This is a genomic window from Hamadaea sp., from assembly GCF_013362815.1.
Classification (GTDB): domain Bacteria; phylum Actinomycetota; class Actinomycetes; order Mycobacteriales; family Micromonosporaceae; genus Hamadaea.
The window spans coordinates 14,130-31,427 of record NZ_JABFVK010000050.1; the positions used below are offsets into that span (position 1 = coordinate 14,130).

Annotated in this window: 14 protein-coding genes; 7 read left to right on the top strand and 7 right to left on the bottom strand. The window is 70.1% G+C overall.

What is annotated here, in order from left to right; translation table 11 throughout:
- Positions 1-149: 149 nt before the first annotated feature.
- Complete coding sequence (locus HOV77_RS22970) at positions 150-365, top strand: hypothetical protein (RefSeq protein WP_290864893.1); 216 nt, start codon at positions 150-152, stop codon at positions 363-365.
- On the opposite strand, the gene HOV77_RS22975 is transcribed toward HOV77_RS22970, so the two are convergent.
- The 3 genes from HOV77_RS22975 to HOV77_RS22985 all read right to left on the bottom strand — a co-directional run bounded on the left by HOV77_RS22975 (position 356) and on the right by HOV77_RS22985 (position 3,308).
- Positions 356-2,086 carry a M91 family zinc metallopeptidase gene (locus tag HOV77_RS22975; protein WP_290864895.1) on the bottom strand — a complete coding sequence of 577 codons (1,731 nt, stop codon included), beginning with the start codon at positions 2,084-2,086 and terminating at the stop codon, positions 356-358. The two genes, HOV77_RS22970 and HOV77_RS22975, sit on opposite strands and share 10 nt — an antisense overlap.
- Positions 2,083-2,388: a hypothetical protein gene (locus tag HOV77_RS22980; RefSeq protein WP_290864898.1), complete on the bottom strand. Its 306-nt coding sequence runs from the start codon at positions 2,386-2,388 to the stop codon at positions 2,083-2,085. Before HOV77_RS22980 ends, HOV77_RS22975 begins: the two co-directional genes overlap by 4 nt.
- 101 nt (positions 2,389-2,489) lie before the next feature.
- Positions 2,490-3,308, bottom strand: a complete 819-nt coding sequence (locus HOV77_RS22985; RefSeq protein ID WP_290864900.1) for a GNAT family N-acetyltransferase — start codon at positions 3,306-3,308, stop codon at positions 2,490-2,492.
- A gap of 17 nt (positions 3,309-3,325) precedes the next feature.
- On the opposite strand from HOV77_RS22985, the gene HOV77_RS22990 reads away from it, so the two are divergent.
- From HOV77_RS22990 to HOV77_RS23010, 5 genes are all read left to right on the top strand, one after another.
- Entirely contained in the window at positions 3,326-3,700 is a 375-nt protein-coding gene (locus tag HOV77_RS22990; protein WP_290864902.1) for a DUF202 domain-containing protein, read from the top strand.
- Positions 3,697-4,089, top strand: coding sequence for a DUF202 domain-containing protein (locus tag HOV77_RS22995; RefSeq protein ID WP_290864904.1), 393 nt, complete (start codon positions 3,697-3,699; stop codon positions 4,087-4,089). The genes HOV77_RS22990 and HOV77_RS22995 overlap by 4 nt, the downstream gene beginning before the upstream one ends.
- Positions 4,090-4,117: 28 nt before the next feature.
- The gene (locus HOV77_RS23000; protein ID WP_290864906.1) at positions 4,118-6,214 is read left to right on the top strand and encodes a hypothetical protein; all 2,097 of its coding nucleotides are present in this window, start codon (positions 4,118-4,120) and stop codon (positions 6,212-6,214) included.
- 172 nt (positions 6,215-6,386) lie between these two features.
- A complete protein-coding gene (locus HOV77_RS23005; RefSeq protein ID WP_290864908.1) occupies positions 6,387-7,337 on the top strand; it encodes an ATP-binding cassette domain-containing protein in 951 nt (316 codons plus the stop codon).
- On the top strand, positions 7,334-8,137 hold the full coding sequence (locus tag HOV77_RS23010; protein WP_290864910.1) for an ABC transporter permease: 804 nt from the start codon (positions 7,334-7,336) through the stop codon (positions 8,135-8,137). The genes HOV77_RS23005 and HOV77_RS23010 overlap by 4 nt, the downstream gene beginning before the upstream one ends.
- 7 nt (positions 8,138-8,144) lie before the next feature.
- Here HOV77_RS23010 and HOV77_RS23015 read toward each other — a convergent pair whose 3' ends face one another.
- From HOV77_RS23015 to HOV77_RS23030, 4 genes are all read right to left on the bottom strand, one after another.
- Positions 8,145-11,219, bottom strand: a complete 3,075-nt coding sequence (locus tag HOV77_RS23015; RefSeq protein ID WP_290864912.1) for a BTAD domain-containing putative transcriptional regulator — start codon at positions 11,217-11,219, stop codon at positions 8,145-8,147.
- Positions 11,220-11,255: 36 nt separating this feature from the next.
- Complete coding sequence (locus HOV77_RS23020) at positions 11,256-12,872, bottom strand: acetolactate synthase (RefSeq protein ID WP_290864914.1); 1,617 nt, start codon at positions 12,870-12,872, stop codon at positions 11,256-11,258.
- Between the two features lie 157 nt (positions 12,873-13,029).
- Positions 13,030-14,511: a glycosyltransferase family 39 protein gene (locus HOV77_RS23025; RefSeq protein WP_290864916.1), complete on the bottom strand. Its 1,482-nt coding sequence runs from the start codon at positions 14,509-14,511 to the stop codon at positions 13,030-13,032.
- Entirely contained in the window at positions 14,508-15,161 is a 654-nt protein-coding gene (locus HOV77_RS23030; RefSeq protein WP_290864922.1) for a class I SAM-dependent methyltransferase, read from the bottom strand. Before HOV77_RS23030 ends, HOV77_RS23025 begins: the two co-directional genes overlap by 4 nt.
- Before the next feature lie 173 nt (positions 15,162-15,334).
- Between HOV77_RS23030 and HOV77_RS23035 the strand changes: the two genes are divergently transcribed.
- A complete protein-coding gene (locus HOV77_RS23035; RefSeq protein WP_290864917.1) occupies positions 15,335-17,167 on the top strand; it encodes a hypothetical protein in 1,833 nt (610 codons plus the stop codon).
- The last annotated feature ends 131 nt before the right edge of the window (positions 17,168-17,298 follow it).

Consider the following 17,298-nt stretch of genomic DNA (forward strand, 5'->3'; position numbering starts at 1 on the left):
GTTCGTTCATGCTGCCACGTGACACCGGATTCGGATGTTACCCGCTAGTAGCTTGCCGTGCTCAGCCAGCTGCTCTCGGGACCGAGTGACACAACTCACCTCGTAATGATCGCGGGCCGGTAGAGTCTTACCTGCAGGAGGTGTCGTGAATGTCCACACAAATCGCTCCCCTGCCCCTCGCCAAGACCGTGCCCACGAAGAAGTCTGCGTCCACCAAGAAGACAACCACGAACCGGTCCCGTGAGGACGGGCAGGTCGGTCATCACGCCCGGAAAAAGCCGCACGAGCACCTGTGCACGTGCGGCCGACTGCGGGAGGACTGCGTACGCGACACGGTGCGCGCCGTCTGGTCCGCTCAGGAGTAATGCCGCCGCTGCGGCCAGGTCAGCTCGGTCCGCAGGCCGTTCTCGGTGTAGACCAGCGGATGCTGCGGGTCGATCCGGATCGGCGTACGCGGATCGTGGTCGTCGTCGACGGGCAGCCCGACCGCTTGGCGCTCGGCGTTCGGTACGCCGACCCAGCCGCGGTCGCCCGGCACCCGATCGGGGTCACCGGGATCGTCGTGCCGTCCCGGTAGGACGGTGTCGTTGACGAAGTCGTACTGGTGGGCCATCTCGTGGTAGAGCACGGCGACGGGCGGCGTCGACCCGAGGAACGTCGTGAAACCGGGGTTGTAGTCGATCGCACGCTGATGACCCCGGTCCGGCGAGACGTCCGGCGTCGCGGCGGCGTTCTGCTCGCCCCATTCCCGGATGGTCAGCGTGTCCGAGCCGGTCAACCCGGCGTCGAGGGCGGCCAGCATCTGCTGCCCGGTCGGCGAGGCGGCGAGGAACTCCAGGTCGGAGCGCACGCGCGCAGTGAACTCGGGCGAACCGTCCACGTGGATGTGGGCCGGTATCTCGGCCAGTTGCACGGTCACCTCCCGGTCCACCCCGGTCAAGACCGCTTGGCTGCCGTGGTACGCGATGTCGTCGCCGTCGCCGCCGTCGACCAGGTCGGCGCCGGAACCCGTGTAGAGCACGTCGGCCCCGGCTCCCCCGGAGATCCGATCCGTCCCCGCTCCTCCGACGAGCACGTCACCGCCGCCGTCGCCGGACAGCACGTCGTCGCCCGTTCCGCCGTCGAGGTAGTCACGCCCCTCGCCGCCGTCGATCGCATCCTGCCCGGCCAGCCCGTACGCCGTGTCGTTGCCGTCGCCGCCGGACAGCTGATCGTCACCGGCCCCGCCGCTGAGGTAGTCGGCGCCGCCCAATCCGTAGAGGATGTCGTGCCCGTCGCCGCCGTGCAGCTGGTCGTTGCCGTCGCCGCCGACCAGGGTCAGCCGGACCGACGTGCCGGGCGCGACGGTGACGGTGTCCGCGCCCGCCCCCGTACGCAGAATGAGCCGCAGATCGCCGGGGAACCGCCACTGCCCGCCTTGGCCGGTGACGATCTGTTCGCCGGTGACCGGATCCACGCTCACCGAAACCCGGTCGTCACCCGATCCGGTGCTGACGACGACGGTGTCCCCGCTGCGCAGCACCTGCGTTCCGGCGACATCCCGCGGTACGGCGAAGGGCGCAGCAGCCGTGCGCCAAGTCGTCGCCAGCGCCTCCCATTCGGGCAGTGTCGAGGTGATCACCTTCGCCTGTTCGGCCAGCGCCCGATCCAGCTCACTCCGCAGCCGGACGGCCTGCGCGACCGCCGCCTTGGCCGCGCCCGCCCCGGCCGGATCACGGACGGTCAGGCTGACCGTGCCGTCGGCGACCGGGCGAGCCTGGAAGACGTCGCTCACTACGGAGTAGTGCGCCGACAGCCGGAAGCGGGCGGTCGCCGACGCCTCGGCGCAGGCGTCCAGCGCTGCGGCGATGCGCGCCGCCAGGCGCGCGCAGCCGTCCACTCCGCCGGCCAGCCTCGTCCGATGGGCGGCATAGGTGGTGGCGGTCGCCCCGGACCACTCGGTCAGCACTCCGGTCGCCTGCCCGGACCAGTCGCGGGACTGCTCCTGCGATCCGGCTGCCAAGCCGCGCCAGGCCGCGGCGGCTTGGGCGTACCCGTCGTCGGCGAGGTGCCAGTGGTCGGCGACGCGCAGCTCCCGTGGCCTCATGACCGCCGCCCCGGCTTGCCGAGCCGCCAGGCCGCCCGGTCGTCGGCCGCCTCGTAGGCGAACGCCGTCTGCCACAACCGGTCGGCGTCGGCCGCCATCACCTCGGCGATCCGGCGTACGGCGAGATCCGCCTGGACGGCGGCCGCCTCGACGGCCCGGCGCGGGGCCGTCCGCGGCGTCGCCGGGGTGAGCAGCGGACCGTGCTTGCGCCAGGCGTCGGACAACGCCGTGGCCAGGTCGAGCGTCGCCGACGCCAGCCGGCTCACCCGCGCCGGATCGACCCTCGTCTCCTCAGCAGCCATGCCGGCGACGTTACGGCCTGGCGGAAGCGTGCGACCGCGGGCTGTGGACGGAGGCCACTCGATCGAAGAACCGGAAATGTTGTAGTCACTACTCCGGCGGTTCAGCCACCCGTCAAGTCAGGTCGGAACATGTACGGAGTGGTGGTCGCGACCGGGATCAGGCCCACCCGCTCCAGGATCGGGCGGCTGTCCGGCGAGCAGTCCACTTGCAGCAGCGAGTAGCCGCGCTCGATGGCCCGGCGCGCCCGATGCTCGACGATCGCCTTGTAGATGCCCCGCCCGCGATACTCCGGCAGCGTCGAGCCGCCCCACAACGTGGCGAACTCCGTGCCCGGGACGTACCGCGTCCAACCGGCGCAGACGACGCGGTCATCGGCTTCGGCGACCACGACCAGGAGACCGTCGGGGTCGGCGGTCAGCTCCTTGTCGAGCATCTCGGCGAGGTAGTCGCGCGACCCGTCGCCCCAGACCTCCTCCTCCATCCCGGCGATGCGATCCAGATCCGCGCGGGCGGTCACCTCCCTGAGGCGTACCCCTGGAATTTCGCGAAGCGGCGCGGCCGCAAGCGGACCGGCGGGTCCGATGACCACGGTCTCCTGGACCTCCGGCCGGAAGCCGTGCGCGACCAGCCGGTCGGCGAGGTCGGCGGGTCGGTCGTGGCCGTGCAGCTTCCACTCGACCTCCTCACCGCGGTCGGTGAAGGCGCGCACCTGCCGCTCGATCAGCTCGTCGAGCTCGTCTCCGTCCAGGCCGCCCAGGTCCCGATAGGTCAGGTAGCCGCTGCGGCCCGTCCCGAAGAACCGCACCAGCGGCCCGTCCCGGTCGACCGTCACGCCCGCCGGCAGCCGCTCGGGCACGTGGGCCCGAAGCTGTGCGTCATAGATCTCTCGCAGGCGTCCCGCGTCCAAGTCATCGTTCACGCCGGGATAATAAGCACGTGTTCCGCCTGATCAGGATGTGGTTTTTCCCGCGCGACGTGCTCGAGGTGGGAACCACACCCGACTACCGCTTCTCGCTCGCCAACGAACGCACCTTCCTGGCGTGGATCCGGACCGGCCTCGCGCTGGTCGGCGGCGGGCTCGCGGTGGCACAGTTCCTGCCCCCGCTCGCGGTCCCGCACCTGCGCGAGATCTTCGCGCTGGGACTGATCCTGGTCGGTGCGGCTTGCGCGCTCCGAGCGGTCGATCATTGGGTACGCTGCGAGATCGCGATGCGTAAGGGCAGGCCGTTGCCCGCCTCCCGATTTCCGGCGATCCTGGCGTTGCTGGTGGTCCTCGGCTCGATCCTGCTCTTCATCGGCCTCGTCATATGACGGTCGGTGGTACGCCGGCTTCGCCTGATCGTGGTACGCCGGCTTCGCCTGATCGGGGTGCGCAGGCTTCGCCTGATCGGGGTGCGCAGGCCGAACGCACCCGGCTGGCCTGGCGGCGTACGGCGTTGGCGATGACGGTCGTGACGGTGCTGGCGGTACGCCTCGCGTTGCATTCCGGGATCACCCCCGTACGCGCGGCGTCCCTGATCGCCGCCTGCGGGGTCTGGGTGTTCTTCCTGATCGTGGCGCAGCGCCGCATCTGGTCTCTCGCACAGCCACCGTCCGCTTCGGTGAGGTCGCCGGCGCTGACCGCTGTGTCCTGTCTGGCCATGGCTGTGGTGGGTGGAACCCTGGCCGTTGATCTTTGGTCGCTACCGCTCTGGCGTTAACGCGAGAATTTCTCTACGCTCCGCGACCATGAGGAGGATCACACTCGGCACCGCGGCCGTGCTGTGCGCGTACCTGGTCATCGGACTCGGTCAGGCGCCCGCCGCCGCTCACGACGAGCGCCCCACCCGGACGCTCGACGGCAGCGGGAGCGTGCCGGTCTACCGGACCGAGGGCCCGACGCTGCTGGTCTGCAAGACCGACAAGGCGGCTTTCGACCAGGCGATCGCGGGCTTCTCCGCCGATCTGAAGGCGCAGAACGAGGCGCTGTGGACGCAGTGCCAGGCCAACGGCTACCGCCACCTGCAGGCGGCGGTCGACGCCGCGAACCTCCCCGGCACCATCATCAAGATGCTGCCCGGCCGGTACCAGGAGGAGCCGAGCCTGGCCCCGGCGCAGGGCGCCTGCGTCAACTTGAGCGGACTGCGCAAGTCGGCGTTGTACAAGTACGACGTGCTCACCTTGCAGCAGCAGGTGGACTGCCCGCACAACCAGAACCTGGTCGCCGTCATCAACAAGCACGGGCTGCAGATCGAGGGCACCGGCGCGAAGCCGACCGACGTGATCGTGGACGCGCAGTACCAGAAGCTCAACACGATCCGGGCCGACAACGCGGACGGCTTCTACCTGCGTAATCTGACCGCCGAGCGCAGTCAGTTCAACGCCGTCTACGTGATGGAGACCGACGGGTTCGTCCTGGACAAGACGGTCGGGCGCTGGAACGACGAGTACGGCTTCCTGACCTTCGCCGTCGACCACGGGCTCTACACCGAGGCCGAGGGCTACGGAAACGGCGACTCCGCGTTCTATCCGGGCGCCGCGTCCAACATCAACAAGAACGAGGGGTACACCCCGCCCCGGTACGCCGTCGAGATCCGCAACAGCTACGGCCACGACAACATGCTGGGGTACTCGGGAACCGCCGGCGACTCCGTCTGGGTGCACGACAGCGTCTTCACCCACAACTCGACGGGGATCTCGACCGACAGCGCCTTCCCCGACCACCCCGGTATGCCGCAGAACCATTCCAAGTTCGAGCGGAACATCATCGCCGACAACAACAACGACTACTACCGCTATCACAAGGACGGCACCTGCCAGAAGCCGTACGAGCAGCGTGGTTACGAGAGCGGCGTCGTCTGCCCGGTCGTCGGCGTACCGGTCGGCAACGGGGTGATCAACCCGGGCGGCAACTACAACATCTGGCGCGACAACTACATCTACGGCAACAAGTACTCCGGGTTCGTGACCAGCTGGGTGCCGGGCTTCGTCCGCAACGACACCTCGTTCGCCGCCCAGTTCGACACCTCGAACCACAACCGCTACCTCAACAACCACATGGGGATCAGTGAGAAGGGCGTCGTCTCGCCCAACGGCGTCGACTACTGGTGGGACGGCCAAGGCGTCGACAACTGCTGGACCACGGCGTCCGACAGCGTCGACGTCACGTCCAACATCGGCCCGGTGCCGTCCTGCGGCTCGGACGAACTGCCGACGGCGTTGGGCACCAAGCGGTTCATCGGCGAACCCGCCGGGACACTGAAGATGTACGCCTGCGCGCAGTACAGCCTCCAGAGCCAGAAGATGCCGGTCGACTGCGATTGGTGGGGGGCGTACGCCGCTTCCACGTCGGAGCGGATCGAGGTTCGGTGGGCCTTCGGTGAGGCGATCGTGCTGGGCCTGCTCTTCCTCGGCACCGTCCTCCGCCGCCTACGCCGGTCGCCGGTCGCCACCGGTGGAGTCATCCTGCTCGCGGCCGGATTCGTCGTGGGCGTCATGGGCACCGCGCAGTACAACGCCGTCCTCGAAGGAATCGGCCTGGGACTGGCCGGGCTGGGCTGGCTCACGCTCGGCCTCCGGCTACGCCGGATCGGTCGCCGAGCGCTCGGCTGGCTGACCCTGCTCATCGCGGTCTTCGCCCTGCTGGGCGCGATCGACCGGGCTGTCGTGATGATCCCGTTCATCCCGGTCTCGCCGTCGCTGATCCGGGTGCTCCTCGAGGTGATCTGGATTCCGTCGGCCATCGTGTCGCTGTTCCTCCGCGACAAGTCCGCTGCCGCCGTGGTCGCGGACGAACCCGCGCCGCCGGCTGACGCTGCGCCGGCCGAGGAGCCGGCTCCGGCTTAGCCGCTGGATCAGGGTTCTCGGTCGAATCACCGGCCAAGATCCGACCGAGAACCCTGATCCAGCGCTGACCTTGCGCCCGGCGCCATCGGCGCGCGAGGCGGCGCGAGGCGGCGTCAGCAAGCGTCAGCGGCGTATCAGCGAGGTGTCAGCGCTCCCCGGCAGAGTCCGGGGCATGACGAACGCGATTGTTGCCGAAGGGCTGGTCAAGCACTACGGCGAGACCAAAGCCCTGGACGGCGTCGACCTCGCCGTCCGAACCGGCTCCGTGCTCGGCGTACTGGGGCCGAACGGGGCGGGGAAGACCACCTTGGTCCGGATTCTGGCGACGCTGCTGCGGCCGGACGCCGGGCGGGCCGTCGTCGGCGGGTTCGACGTCGTACGCCAGGCGCACTCCGTCCGCGGCCAGATCGGGCTGACCGGGCAGTACGCCAGTGTGGACGAGAGCCTCACCGGCGTCGAGAACCTCCTGATGATCGGCCGGTTGCTGGGCCTGTCCCGCAAGGACGCCAAGGCCCGGGCCCGGGAGCTGCTCGCGAACTTCTCCCTCAGTGACGCAGCCGACCGGGCGGCCAAGACCTACTCCGGCGGGATGCGCCGGCGGCTGGACCTGGCGGCCAGCCTCGTCGGACGGCCCCGGCTGCTCTACTTGGACGAGCCCACGACCGGCCTCGACCCCCGAGCGCGCCTGGAGATGTGGGACATCGTCCGGAACCTGGTCGCCGACGGCGTCACGGTACTGCTGACCACGCAGTATCTCGAAGAGGCCGACCAGTTGGCCGACGAGATCGTGGTCGTCGATCACGGGAAGGTCATCGCGAGCGGCACGCCGGCCGAGCTCAAGTCGCGCACCGGCGCGCAGACCCTCGCCGTACGCCCCGTCGACCCGGCCGAGCTGGAGATCGTCGCCAAAGTCGTCGCCGACGTCGTGCGTACCACGCCGGAAATCGCGGACAGTGTGGTGACCGCGCAGGTCACCGACCCCGCAGCCCTGCCTGCCGTGGTCCGCCGCCTCGACGACGCCGAGGTCGCCGTGGCCGAGCTGACCCTGCGCACGTCCACCTTGGACGAAGTCTTCCTGTCCCTGACCGGCCACCGCACCGAGCAAGAAGGAGTCCCGGCGTGACCACCCTGTCCGTCCCGAGCGCCGTCGCCAGCCGCGTCAGCCCGCTGACCAGCCTGAAGAACACGGCGACCCTGGCCTGGCGCAGCCTGGTCAGCATCAAGCACAACCCGTTCGAGATCATCGATCTCAGTATTCAGCCGCTGATGTTCCTGCTGCTGTTCACCTACACGCTGGGTGGCGCGATCGCGGGATCGACGGACAAGTACCTCGCGTTCGCCCTGCCCGGCATCCTGGTGCAGAACACCATCTTCGCCACCATGAACATCGCCTTGTTGCTGAACAACGACCTGACCAAGGGCGTCTTCGATCGACTCCGATCGCTGCCGATCTCCCGGTGGTCGCCGTTGGCCGGGCGGATTCTCGCCGACACGGTGAAGCAGGCCTGGTCGGTCGCGCTGCTGCTCGGTTTCGGGATGATCCTCGGCTTCCGGGTGCAGACCAGCTTCTGGGGCGTACTCGGCACATTCGGGCTCATGCTCGTCTTCTGCCTCTGCATCGCCTGGGTCGCGGTGCTCGTCGGCGTGGTCGCCTCGGCCGAGGACAAGGTGCAGATCTTCATGTTCTCGTTCATGTTCCCGCTGACCTTCACCAGCAACATCTTCGCGCCGACGTCGTCGATGCCGGGCTGGTTGCAGTCCTGGGTGAAGATCAACCCGGTCACGATCCTGGCCGACGCGGTCCGCGCGATGCTCAACGGCGGCGACGTCGCCACGCCCGTGCTGCAGTCGCTCGGGTGGGCGGCGGCCATCCTCGTGATCTTCGCCCCGCTCGCGGTGTGGCGGTTCAAGCGCCGCGTCTGACGCGCCGTCACAGCAGCTCGATCACATTCTCCATCGTGTACGCACGACCGCGCTCGACCGCTTCGGTGAAGGCCGAGGGGCCGAGCGCGGTGCGTACCGCGGACTCGACGCGCGCACGGTCGACGACCGCCTGATCCTCCACGCCGACGATCGCGGCCGCAGCGCCCAGCTGCATCGCCGCTTTCGCCGGGTCACCTTGTCGCTCGGCGAGATCGGCCAGCCCGATGAGGACCATCCCGACGATCGGCGAGTCTCCCGCCGACAGCCCGTCCTCCAGCGCCGTCCGATGCTCCCGGGCGGCGGCCGCGTACTCGCCTTGCGCGGCCAGGGTCAGGCCGAGTCCATTGCGGATCATCGCCCGGAACTGGGGGGCCGCCGACGCCGGACCGAGCTGGACCAGAGCCGCCTCGATGAGCCGCTGCGCCGTCGTCAAGTCGCCGGCCAGCCGCGCCATGTTGCCGCGCCCGAACGAGACCACTGCGTGGACGTGCGGCTGGGTCGCGTCCTGGGCCAGCCGGGTGGCCGTCTCGATGGCCTCTTCCGCCGCCGCCGAATCGCCGGCCAGGTAGAGCGACCAGGCCAGATTCATCCACTGCTGGACCTGGTCCTCGTGCGCACGCAGCTCCTCGGACAGCGCGATCGTCTCGCGGGCGTACCGGGCGGCGGCGGCGTAGTCTCCGGCGTTGTTCGCGATCGTGCCGAGGGCGTCCAGCACGAGCGCCAGCCCCCAGCGGTCGCCCAGCTCCCGGAACCGGGCCAGCGCCTCCTCGAAATCCGCGACCGCCTTCGCCCGATCCCGGCCGAGGTTGATGGCGGCGTGGCCGTGCAGCGCCCGGGCGGTAGCCGCGACCCACGGGTCGGGGTCGTCGAAGTACTGGGCCAGGATCTCCGCCTCGCCGCCGAGCCCGTTGATCCCGCTCGACATCAACGCCCGCATCGGTTCGGCCAGCCGCAGCATCGGGTGCTCCGACTCGTGCCCCCGGGCCAGCTTGGCCGCCTCCTGGAGGACGCAGGTGGCGTACTCGAAGTCGCCGAACGTCTCGACGTAGATGACCGCGGAGAACACCTTCGCGAGCGCGAAGTACCGCACCGGGACCTCGCCCGGCAGGTTCAGCGCGTCGTCGACCAGGCCGGTGGCCTCCGCCCGATAGTTGCGCAGCCACCAATACCAGCCGAGCGCCGCGATGAGGCGTACGGCCGTCTCCTTCTGCCCGTGCGCGACCGTCCAGCGCAGGACCGAGAGCAGGTTGTCGTGCTCGACCTCCAGCAAACGCAGCCACGGCAACTGATCGGCCGTACGCAGCCGTGCCTCGGCCGCCTCGGCCAGCCCGACGAAGTACTCCGTCCACGCCTTGCGGGCCTCGTCCTCCTCGCCGGACTCGGCCAGCCGTTCCAGGCCGTATTCGCGGATCGTCTCCAGCATCCGGTAGCCGGAACCCTGCGCCCGGATCAGCGATTTCTCCAGGAGCGCGCCGACGACGTCGAGCGCGTCGGGGCCGAGCAGCGCCTCGGCCAGCTCCACGCTGATCACCGAGGTCGCCATCGCCAGGCGCCGCCAGCCCCGCCGTTCGTCGTCGCCGAGCAGGTCCCAGCTCCAGTCGATGACCGCTCGCAGGGTCTGATGCCGGGGCAACGCCGTCCGGGAGCCGCCGCGCAACAGCCGGAACTTGTCGTCGAGCCGATCCGCCAGCTGCCGGGCCGGCATGCTGCGGAGCCGGGCGGCGGCCAGCTCGATGGCGAGCGGCATGCCGTCCAAGGCCCGGCAGATCGCCACGCCCGCCGCGTCGATCTCGAAGTCCGGCCGCACCGCCCGCGCTCGTTCGCGAAGCAGCTGCACGACCGGGAAGGTCAACGCCTGCTCCACTGTGGCGTCGGACGGCGGCAATCGCAGCGGCTCCACCGGCCACAACGCCTCCCCCGGTACGCCGAGCGGCTCCCGGCTGGTGGCGAGCACGCGCAGCAGCGGGCACGCGGCGAGCAGTTCGTCGACGAGCCGGGCGGCGGCGTCGATCACGTGCTCGCAGTTGTCGAGCACCAGCAGCGTCCGGTGTTCGGCGAGCACCGCCACGATGCGGTCGAGCGGATCGGCGGCGTCGAAGAAGACGTCCTTGCGCAGGGCCCGAGCCCGAGCACCGAGGGCGCTGACGACCGCCGGGGCGACGTCCTCCGGCTTGGTGACGGAGGCGAGCTCGATCAGCCACACCCCCTCCGGGTACGCACCCAGCAGTCCCCGCGCGGTCTCGACCGCCAGCCGGGTCTTCCCCGAACCACCGGGCCCGGTCAGGGTCACCAGCCGCGACCGGTCGAGCGTCTCGCGTACGCGGAGGAGGTCTTCGTCGCGGCCGACGAAACTGGTCCGCTGCGCGGGCAGGTTCGTCCGCGGTCCCTTGGCGGGCGCGGGTTCGCCGTCTCCCCGCAGGATCTCGACGTGCAACTCCCGCAGCACGGGGCCGGGATCGGTGCCGAGCTGGTCGGCCAGCAGTTCCCGATGACGTTCGTACGCCGACAGCGCCTCCGGGCCGCGACCCGCCGCCCGCAGCGCCCGCATCAGCAGCTCGACCGGCCGATCCCGCAGCGGATGGGCGGCCGCCAGCTCCTGCAAGCCGGCCAGGTCGACCGTGCCCGCCTCGATCTGCCGGGCGTAGAGCGTCTCGCGTACCCCGTCGTGCAGGGTGGCCCAGCGTGCCAGCGTGGCCTGCGCGAATTCTGCTCCCTCGATTTCCGGCAACGGCTCGCCGCGCCACAACCCGAGAGCTTCCTCGGCCCGGCCGGCAGCGGCGAGCCGCTCGAACCGCACGGCGTCGACTGCCTCGGGCGGCACCCGGAGCAGGTAGCCGCCGGGGGCCGCCTCGATCGGGAAGCCGGCCCGGCGCAACCGGCTGACCAGCGCCTGCAACGCGTTCCCGGCGTTGGCCGGGACGTCGTCGGCCCACACCGCATCGACCAGGGCGGCTGCGCTCACGGCGCGGGCAGGGTCGAGCGCGAGGCGGATCAGCACCCGGCGCAGGCGTACGCCACCGAGGTCGAGGGGCGTGCCGTCGTCAGCCCGCGCCTCCACCGGCCCCAGCAGCGAGATCTCCACCGGCCCATTCTGCCCGACCCGTGCGACGCGGCGTCGCTAGGCGAGGTTGGCGGAGCGGGGGTAGGCGTCGGCCGGATCGGTCAGCACGTTCACCAGGTACGGGACGCCCGAGTCGAACGCGCGCCGCAACGCGGGACCGAGCTGCGCCGCGTCCGACACCGTCTCGCCGGCCCCGCCGAGCGCCTCGACGACCGTGTCGTACCGCAGGCCGGGCTGCAGATCGGCGGCCACGTCGTAGCCGTAGACCGCCCGCATCGGGTGCTTCTCCAGACCCCAGATGCCGTTGTTGCCGACCACGATCACGACCGGCAGCTTCTGGCGTACCAGGGATTCGGCGTCCATCAGCGAGAACCCGGAGGCTCCGTCGCCCATGAGGACGCAGATCTGCCGGTCGGGGTGGGTCACCCGGGCACCCATCGCGTACCCCATGCCGGTGCCGAGGCAGCCGTAGGGGCCCGGATCCAGCCACGTCCCCGGCTGCGCGGGTTCCAGGTAACGGCCCGCATAGGAGACGAAATCACCGCCGTCACCGATGGTGATGGCGTCGCGGTCCAGCACCTTGCGCAGTTCGCCGTAGACGCGCGCCGGCTTGATCAGGTCGCTCTCCGCGGCCATCTCGGCCGCATGTTTCTCGGCCGCCGCGGTCTCCACCGCCCGCAACTCGCCGATCCAGTCCGCGTGCGCTGTGCGTACTCCTGCTTGGGCGAGTGCTGTCAAGATCAGCCGCAGGTCGCCCGCGGGCGAGACCGCCACCGAGACGTGCTGGGCCCGCTGGCCCGGCGCGTCCACGATGTGCACGACCTGCGCGGACCCGAAGTCCCCGAAGGACAGCCGGAAGTCCAGCGGCGTGCCGATCACCGCCACCACGTCCGCGCGGTCCAAGGCCGCGCGCCGGGCCTTCGCGAAGGCCAGGGGATGCTCCGGCGGCAACGCGCCACGGCCCATTCCATTCGTGAACACTGGTACGCCCAGCGCCTCGGCCGTCGCTCGTAACGCCTCGACGGCGTCCCCGGCATAGACGTCGGACCCGGCGACGATGACCGGCCGATGCGCCTCGGCCAGCAGTTTCGCGGCCTTGGCGACGTCGTCGGGATCGGGCTCGACCGGCTGGACGTGCGGAACCTCGACGACGGCCTCGGCGGTGCTGAACACGACCTCCAGCGGAAAGTCCAGGAAGGACGGTCCTCTGTGGGCGGTGAGACTGGCTTCCAGCGCCCGCTTGACGGCGCCGGGCACATCACCGACGTCCGTTACGGTCTGCGCGTGTTTCGTGACCGGCGCGACCAGCGGGATGTGGTCGATCTCCTGAAGGCTGCCCGAACCCCACCGGAACTGCGGCGCCCGGCCGCCCAGCACGAGCACCGGCACGGCGTTGAAGTAGGCGCTGGTCAACCCGGAGATCCCATTCGTGACCCCGGGGCCGGCGGTCAGCGCGGCCACCCCCGGCCGGCGGGTCAGCTTCGCGACCGCCTCCGCCGCGAACACCGCGGTCTGCTCGTGCCGCACGTCGTAGAGCGGGAATCCAGCCTGCACCGCCGCGTCGTAGAACGGGAAGATGTGCCCGCCGGAGAGCGTGAACAACTCCCGTACGCCCGCCTGCCGGAGCGCGGCCAGCGCCAATGCGCCGCCGTGGCCCTCGATGGTCTCGGTCATTGGCGCAGCCTACCCACGCTTCCAGTGAATGTGAAGGACTCTCGCCTTTCTTCGCTTCCGCATGCTTCACGCGCGCTTGTCGGCGCTTTTTTGCGGCAGATCAGGGTTATGGGTCGAATCTTGACCGGTCTTAGCCGGGTTATCCGTGATCCGGTGCTCAGTGGGTGCGGTCGAGCAGCGCGACCGTGAGCAGCGGATACCGCCAGACGTGGTTCACCGAATAGTGCTCCGCGAGGAACGGGCTCTTGCCCCCGTCCAGCCCGGTACGCGGATCGGCCGGATTGTCGGCGCGTACAACCCAGATCCGGGCGGCGTCGCCGACGCAGGCGGACACGTCGCCGCACTCCACCGCGAGCAGGTGGCCGTCCGCCCGTTGCGGGCTGATCATGAGGACGTCCCGAGGCGTTTTGCCGGCGGGCAGGTATCGCGCGACGACGTCCCGGGGAGACCACGGGATCGACGGATGGTTGTCGCCGTAGATCACCACGTCACCGGCCTGGAACCGCGGGCCGATGATCGCCGCGATCCGCCGGGAGTCCTGGCCGTGCCCGGCGGGCCGCCGGATGGCGATGTTCGAGCCGGCCCCGAACAGCGCGACCGCCACGACGACCGCCGTCGACCGGGCGAGGGACACCTGTCGCAGCCAGGAGGCGGCGAGCAGGGCGAACCCGGGCAGTGTGAAGAACACGTACCGGGCGACCCAGACCGGAGTGACCAGGCCGGCGGCGAGCAGGAGGACGATCGGGAGGAAACTCCAGCAGGCCATCGCGAGGACCGGCTGCTTCTTGCGTACGGCGAGCAGGCCGAGCACGATCAACGCGGCGGTCACCGCGACCGGCCCGGCCACTGTCAGCCCGCGCTCGACGACGCCGTTGGCGCCTTCCAACGTCAGCCGACGTATCCATGAGGTCTGATCGCGTTGCGTGAGGGCACTCATGGCGAACAGCGCCATTCCCGGCAGAACGGCACCGGCGGCGCTGATCGCCCATGACCACGGGAATCGGCCGCGCCAGGCGAGCACGGCATGCGCCGCGAGGATCATGGCACCGAACGGGCCGAGGAGGACGCCGACACCCAGGACCACGGCGTACGCCACCAGGCGCAGCGCGCCCGGACGCTCGATCCACCGCACGAGGAGGAGCGTCGCGAGCGTGAGGGCGAAGACCGCCAGCGAATACGCACGGGCTTCTTGGGCGTACCGGGAGAAGGCCGGCAGAACGGCCAGGAGCACTCCGGCGATGACCCCGGCCCGGCGGTCCCAGAGCCGGGCGCCGAGCTGGGCGGTGACCGCGACGGTCGCGATCCCGGCCAGCGCCGACGGCAGTCGCACGGCGATCTCCGAAGTGCCGAAGATCGCCGTCCAGATGTGCATGACCGTGTAGTACGGGGCCATGACCAAGTCGACCTGGCCGAGCAGCTGCCGGAGACCGTCCCACGGCAGGACCGCCGCGTTGACGGTGGCGAGCTCGTCGGCCCAGAGCGCGGGGCGGCCCAGCTGCCAGGCCGCCAGCGCCGTCATCAGCAGGGTGGGACCGAGCCAGGGTGCGCCGGCGAGCCGGTGACGCCAGGATGGGCTGGACGCGCGGTGAGCAGGCTGGCCCGCCGTCTCCGGTGGGGGTGCGACGGACGCCGGTCTCACCGCGGACGTCGGGCGACCGCGAACACCGACTGACCGAACGGCGGACGGCAGATGCCTTCGGCCGCCTTCGTCACCGGTAGCACGAAGTCGTCGTAGAACTTGACCATGGGGCCTTCCTTGGGCGTCAGCTTGAACACGCTCGTCGCCATGTAGTAGCCGATCAGGCCCAGGGCGTTGGCGTAGTTCAGCCGCTCGACCTCCAGGCCGGCCTCGACGAGGGCCGCCCGCATGGTCTTCTTGGTGTAGCGGCGTACATGGCCCGTCGCGATGTCGACCTGGCTCATCGCGAACTGGAAGGCCGGGACGATCAGGATGATCGCGCCGCCGGGCCGCACCAGCGACCGCATCGTACGCAGCGCGCCGACGTGATCTTCGATGTGCTCCAGGACGTTGTAGGAGACGGCGGCGGAGTAGTCCCCCGAGACCTCGGCCGGGAGGAACATCTCACGAACCTCGACGTGGTTGAGATCCTTGAACCGCTCCTTGAGCGCGACGAGCCGGTCGGGGTGCGCCTCGGTCGCGGTGAACCGCGGCATCGCCTCCGACCATTCCAGGGCATAATCTCCCATACCGCTGCCGACTTCGATCGGATCATCGCCGAGATAAGGCAGCGCGAGCTCCACGAACCATCGACGGTGATTCACAGCCATCGCGAGGCCCTCGAGGACCTCGGACTGCGTCTGCTGATCGCCTTCCAGAATTCCGGTCAACTCTTACACCTCGCCCAGGGGGTCTCTTACGACCCATGGACCGTACATCAAGCTGCGGGCCCATGGGGTGCTGGCCCGAAGGTAATCTCGACAGGTCTTTGAGGAGGTTCCCCTTGTCCGCCACTTCGAACCAGGCTGTCACGCCGGTTCCGGCCGAGCCGACGTCAGACGGCGCCGAAGAGCCCGTGCCGGCGGCCGAAACGCGAGCGCCGGAGCGCCGCCGGGCCCGGTTCGACTGGTTCGACCTGGCGGTGGTGCTCGCCTTCCTGGGGGCGGCGGTCGCGATGGCGTACCGCGTCTGGCGGGATCCGGCGGGGTCGGCGATCGCCGCGAACCCGGACGACCACGTCTTCTTCGAATGGGTGCTCGCCCACGCCGCGGATGCGATCAAGCACGGCGAGTCGCCGTTCTTCGGCGGGGAGATGAACACTCCCTATGGCGTGAACCTCATGGCCAACACCTCTGTGCTGGCGATCGCGGTGCCCCTGGCTCCGCTCACGATGATCGCCGGCCCGTCGGTCAGCTTCGCCGTGTTCCTGACCTTCGCCTTCGCCGCCACCGCGAGCTCCTGGTACCTGGTGCTCTCCCGGAACCTCGTCCAGAGCCGGGTCGCCGCCGCCGTCGCCGGAGCCTTCTGCGCCTTCGGCCCGGCCCTCGCCTCGCAGGCGCAAGGCCACCCGAACCTCGTCGCCCAGTTCCTGGTCCCGCTGATCGTGTGGCAGGTCATCCGGCTCCCCCAGCAGAGCTGGCTCCGCGGCGGCGGACTCCTGGCACTGCTGATCATCGGTCAGTTCTTCCTCAACGAAGAGGTCCTGTTCCTCACGGCGTTCGTGCTGGCGGTGTGCGTACTGGTGACGCTGGTCAGCCGGCCCCGCCTCATCACGGCGCACTGGCGGGCCTACCTCAAGGGCCTGGCGGCCGCGGCCGGCATCTGCGTAGTGGTTCTGGCATACCCGATCTACTACCAGTTCGCCGGTCCGATGGCGTACCACGGGCTGCCCGAGTTGGTGAACAACGCGTACGCGATCAACATCGCGGCGTACACGTCGTTCCCGGCGAAGACGCTCTTCGTCACCAACCCCGGCGCCGGCAAGATCGCGATCAACGCGGCCGAGGCGAACGCGTTCTTCGGTTGGCCGCTGCTGGCGGTACTCGCCGTACTGGCGGCCTGGCAATGGCGTCGCCTGGCGGTTCGGCTCGCCGTCGCGGTCGCGGTGGTGTTCGGCGTGCTTTCCTGGGGCGCGACTCCCCGGTTCCACGGCGGCACGGCGCACTTCCCGGGACCCTGGCGCTATCTGGTCCACCTGCCGCTGCTCAACTCGGTCGTCCCCGCCCGGCTCGGTCTCGTCGTCACCGCTGCGATCGGCGTGCTCATCGCCGTCCTGCTCGACCGCCTGCTCCGCGTACGCCTCAAGGGCCGGCTCCGCTGGCTGCCCCGGATCGGGGTGGCCGCCCTGATCATCGCGCTAATTCCGCTGACGCCGACGCCCGTGGCGACCAAACCCTTCCCGGCGGCGCCGCACTTTCTCACCAGCGGCGAATTTCGCGACTACGTCGACAGCGGCGAATCGATCATGATGGGTGACGCGTCCCGCCCCGGCGACATCGCGATGATGCGCTGGTCCGCCGCCCAAGAGCTCGACTTCTCGATCGCTCGGGGCTACTTCGTCGCGCCGCAGCCGCACGCCAAGAGCCGGCGAGGCAACTTCTACAGCGAGCTGACCAACCAGGTCTGGCGGCTCGCGGCCGTCGGCCGGACCGGCAAGGCCGCCACGTTCAGCGACGCGGACCGCGCGGCGTTCGCCAAGCAGCTCCAGCGCTGGAAGGTCGGCGTCATCATGCTGCCGCAGGACTGGCCCCATGCCGCTGAGCTCACCGAGTCGCTGACCTCGCTGATGGGGCGGTCTCCGGAGAGCGTCGACGACGTTCTCGTTTGGCGGGTGTGACGCTCGCTTCGCTCGCTTGGCGCATCCTGCGCGCGCGTTCACCTCGGGGGCGCTTGTCCGCGGGGGCGCGTCCCTCGGCGCGCGGGCGCGTCCCTCGGCGCGCGGGCGCGTCGCTCGGCGCGCGGGCGCGT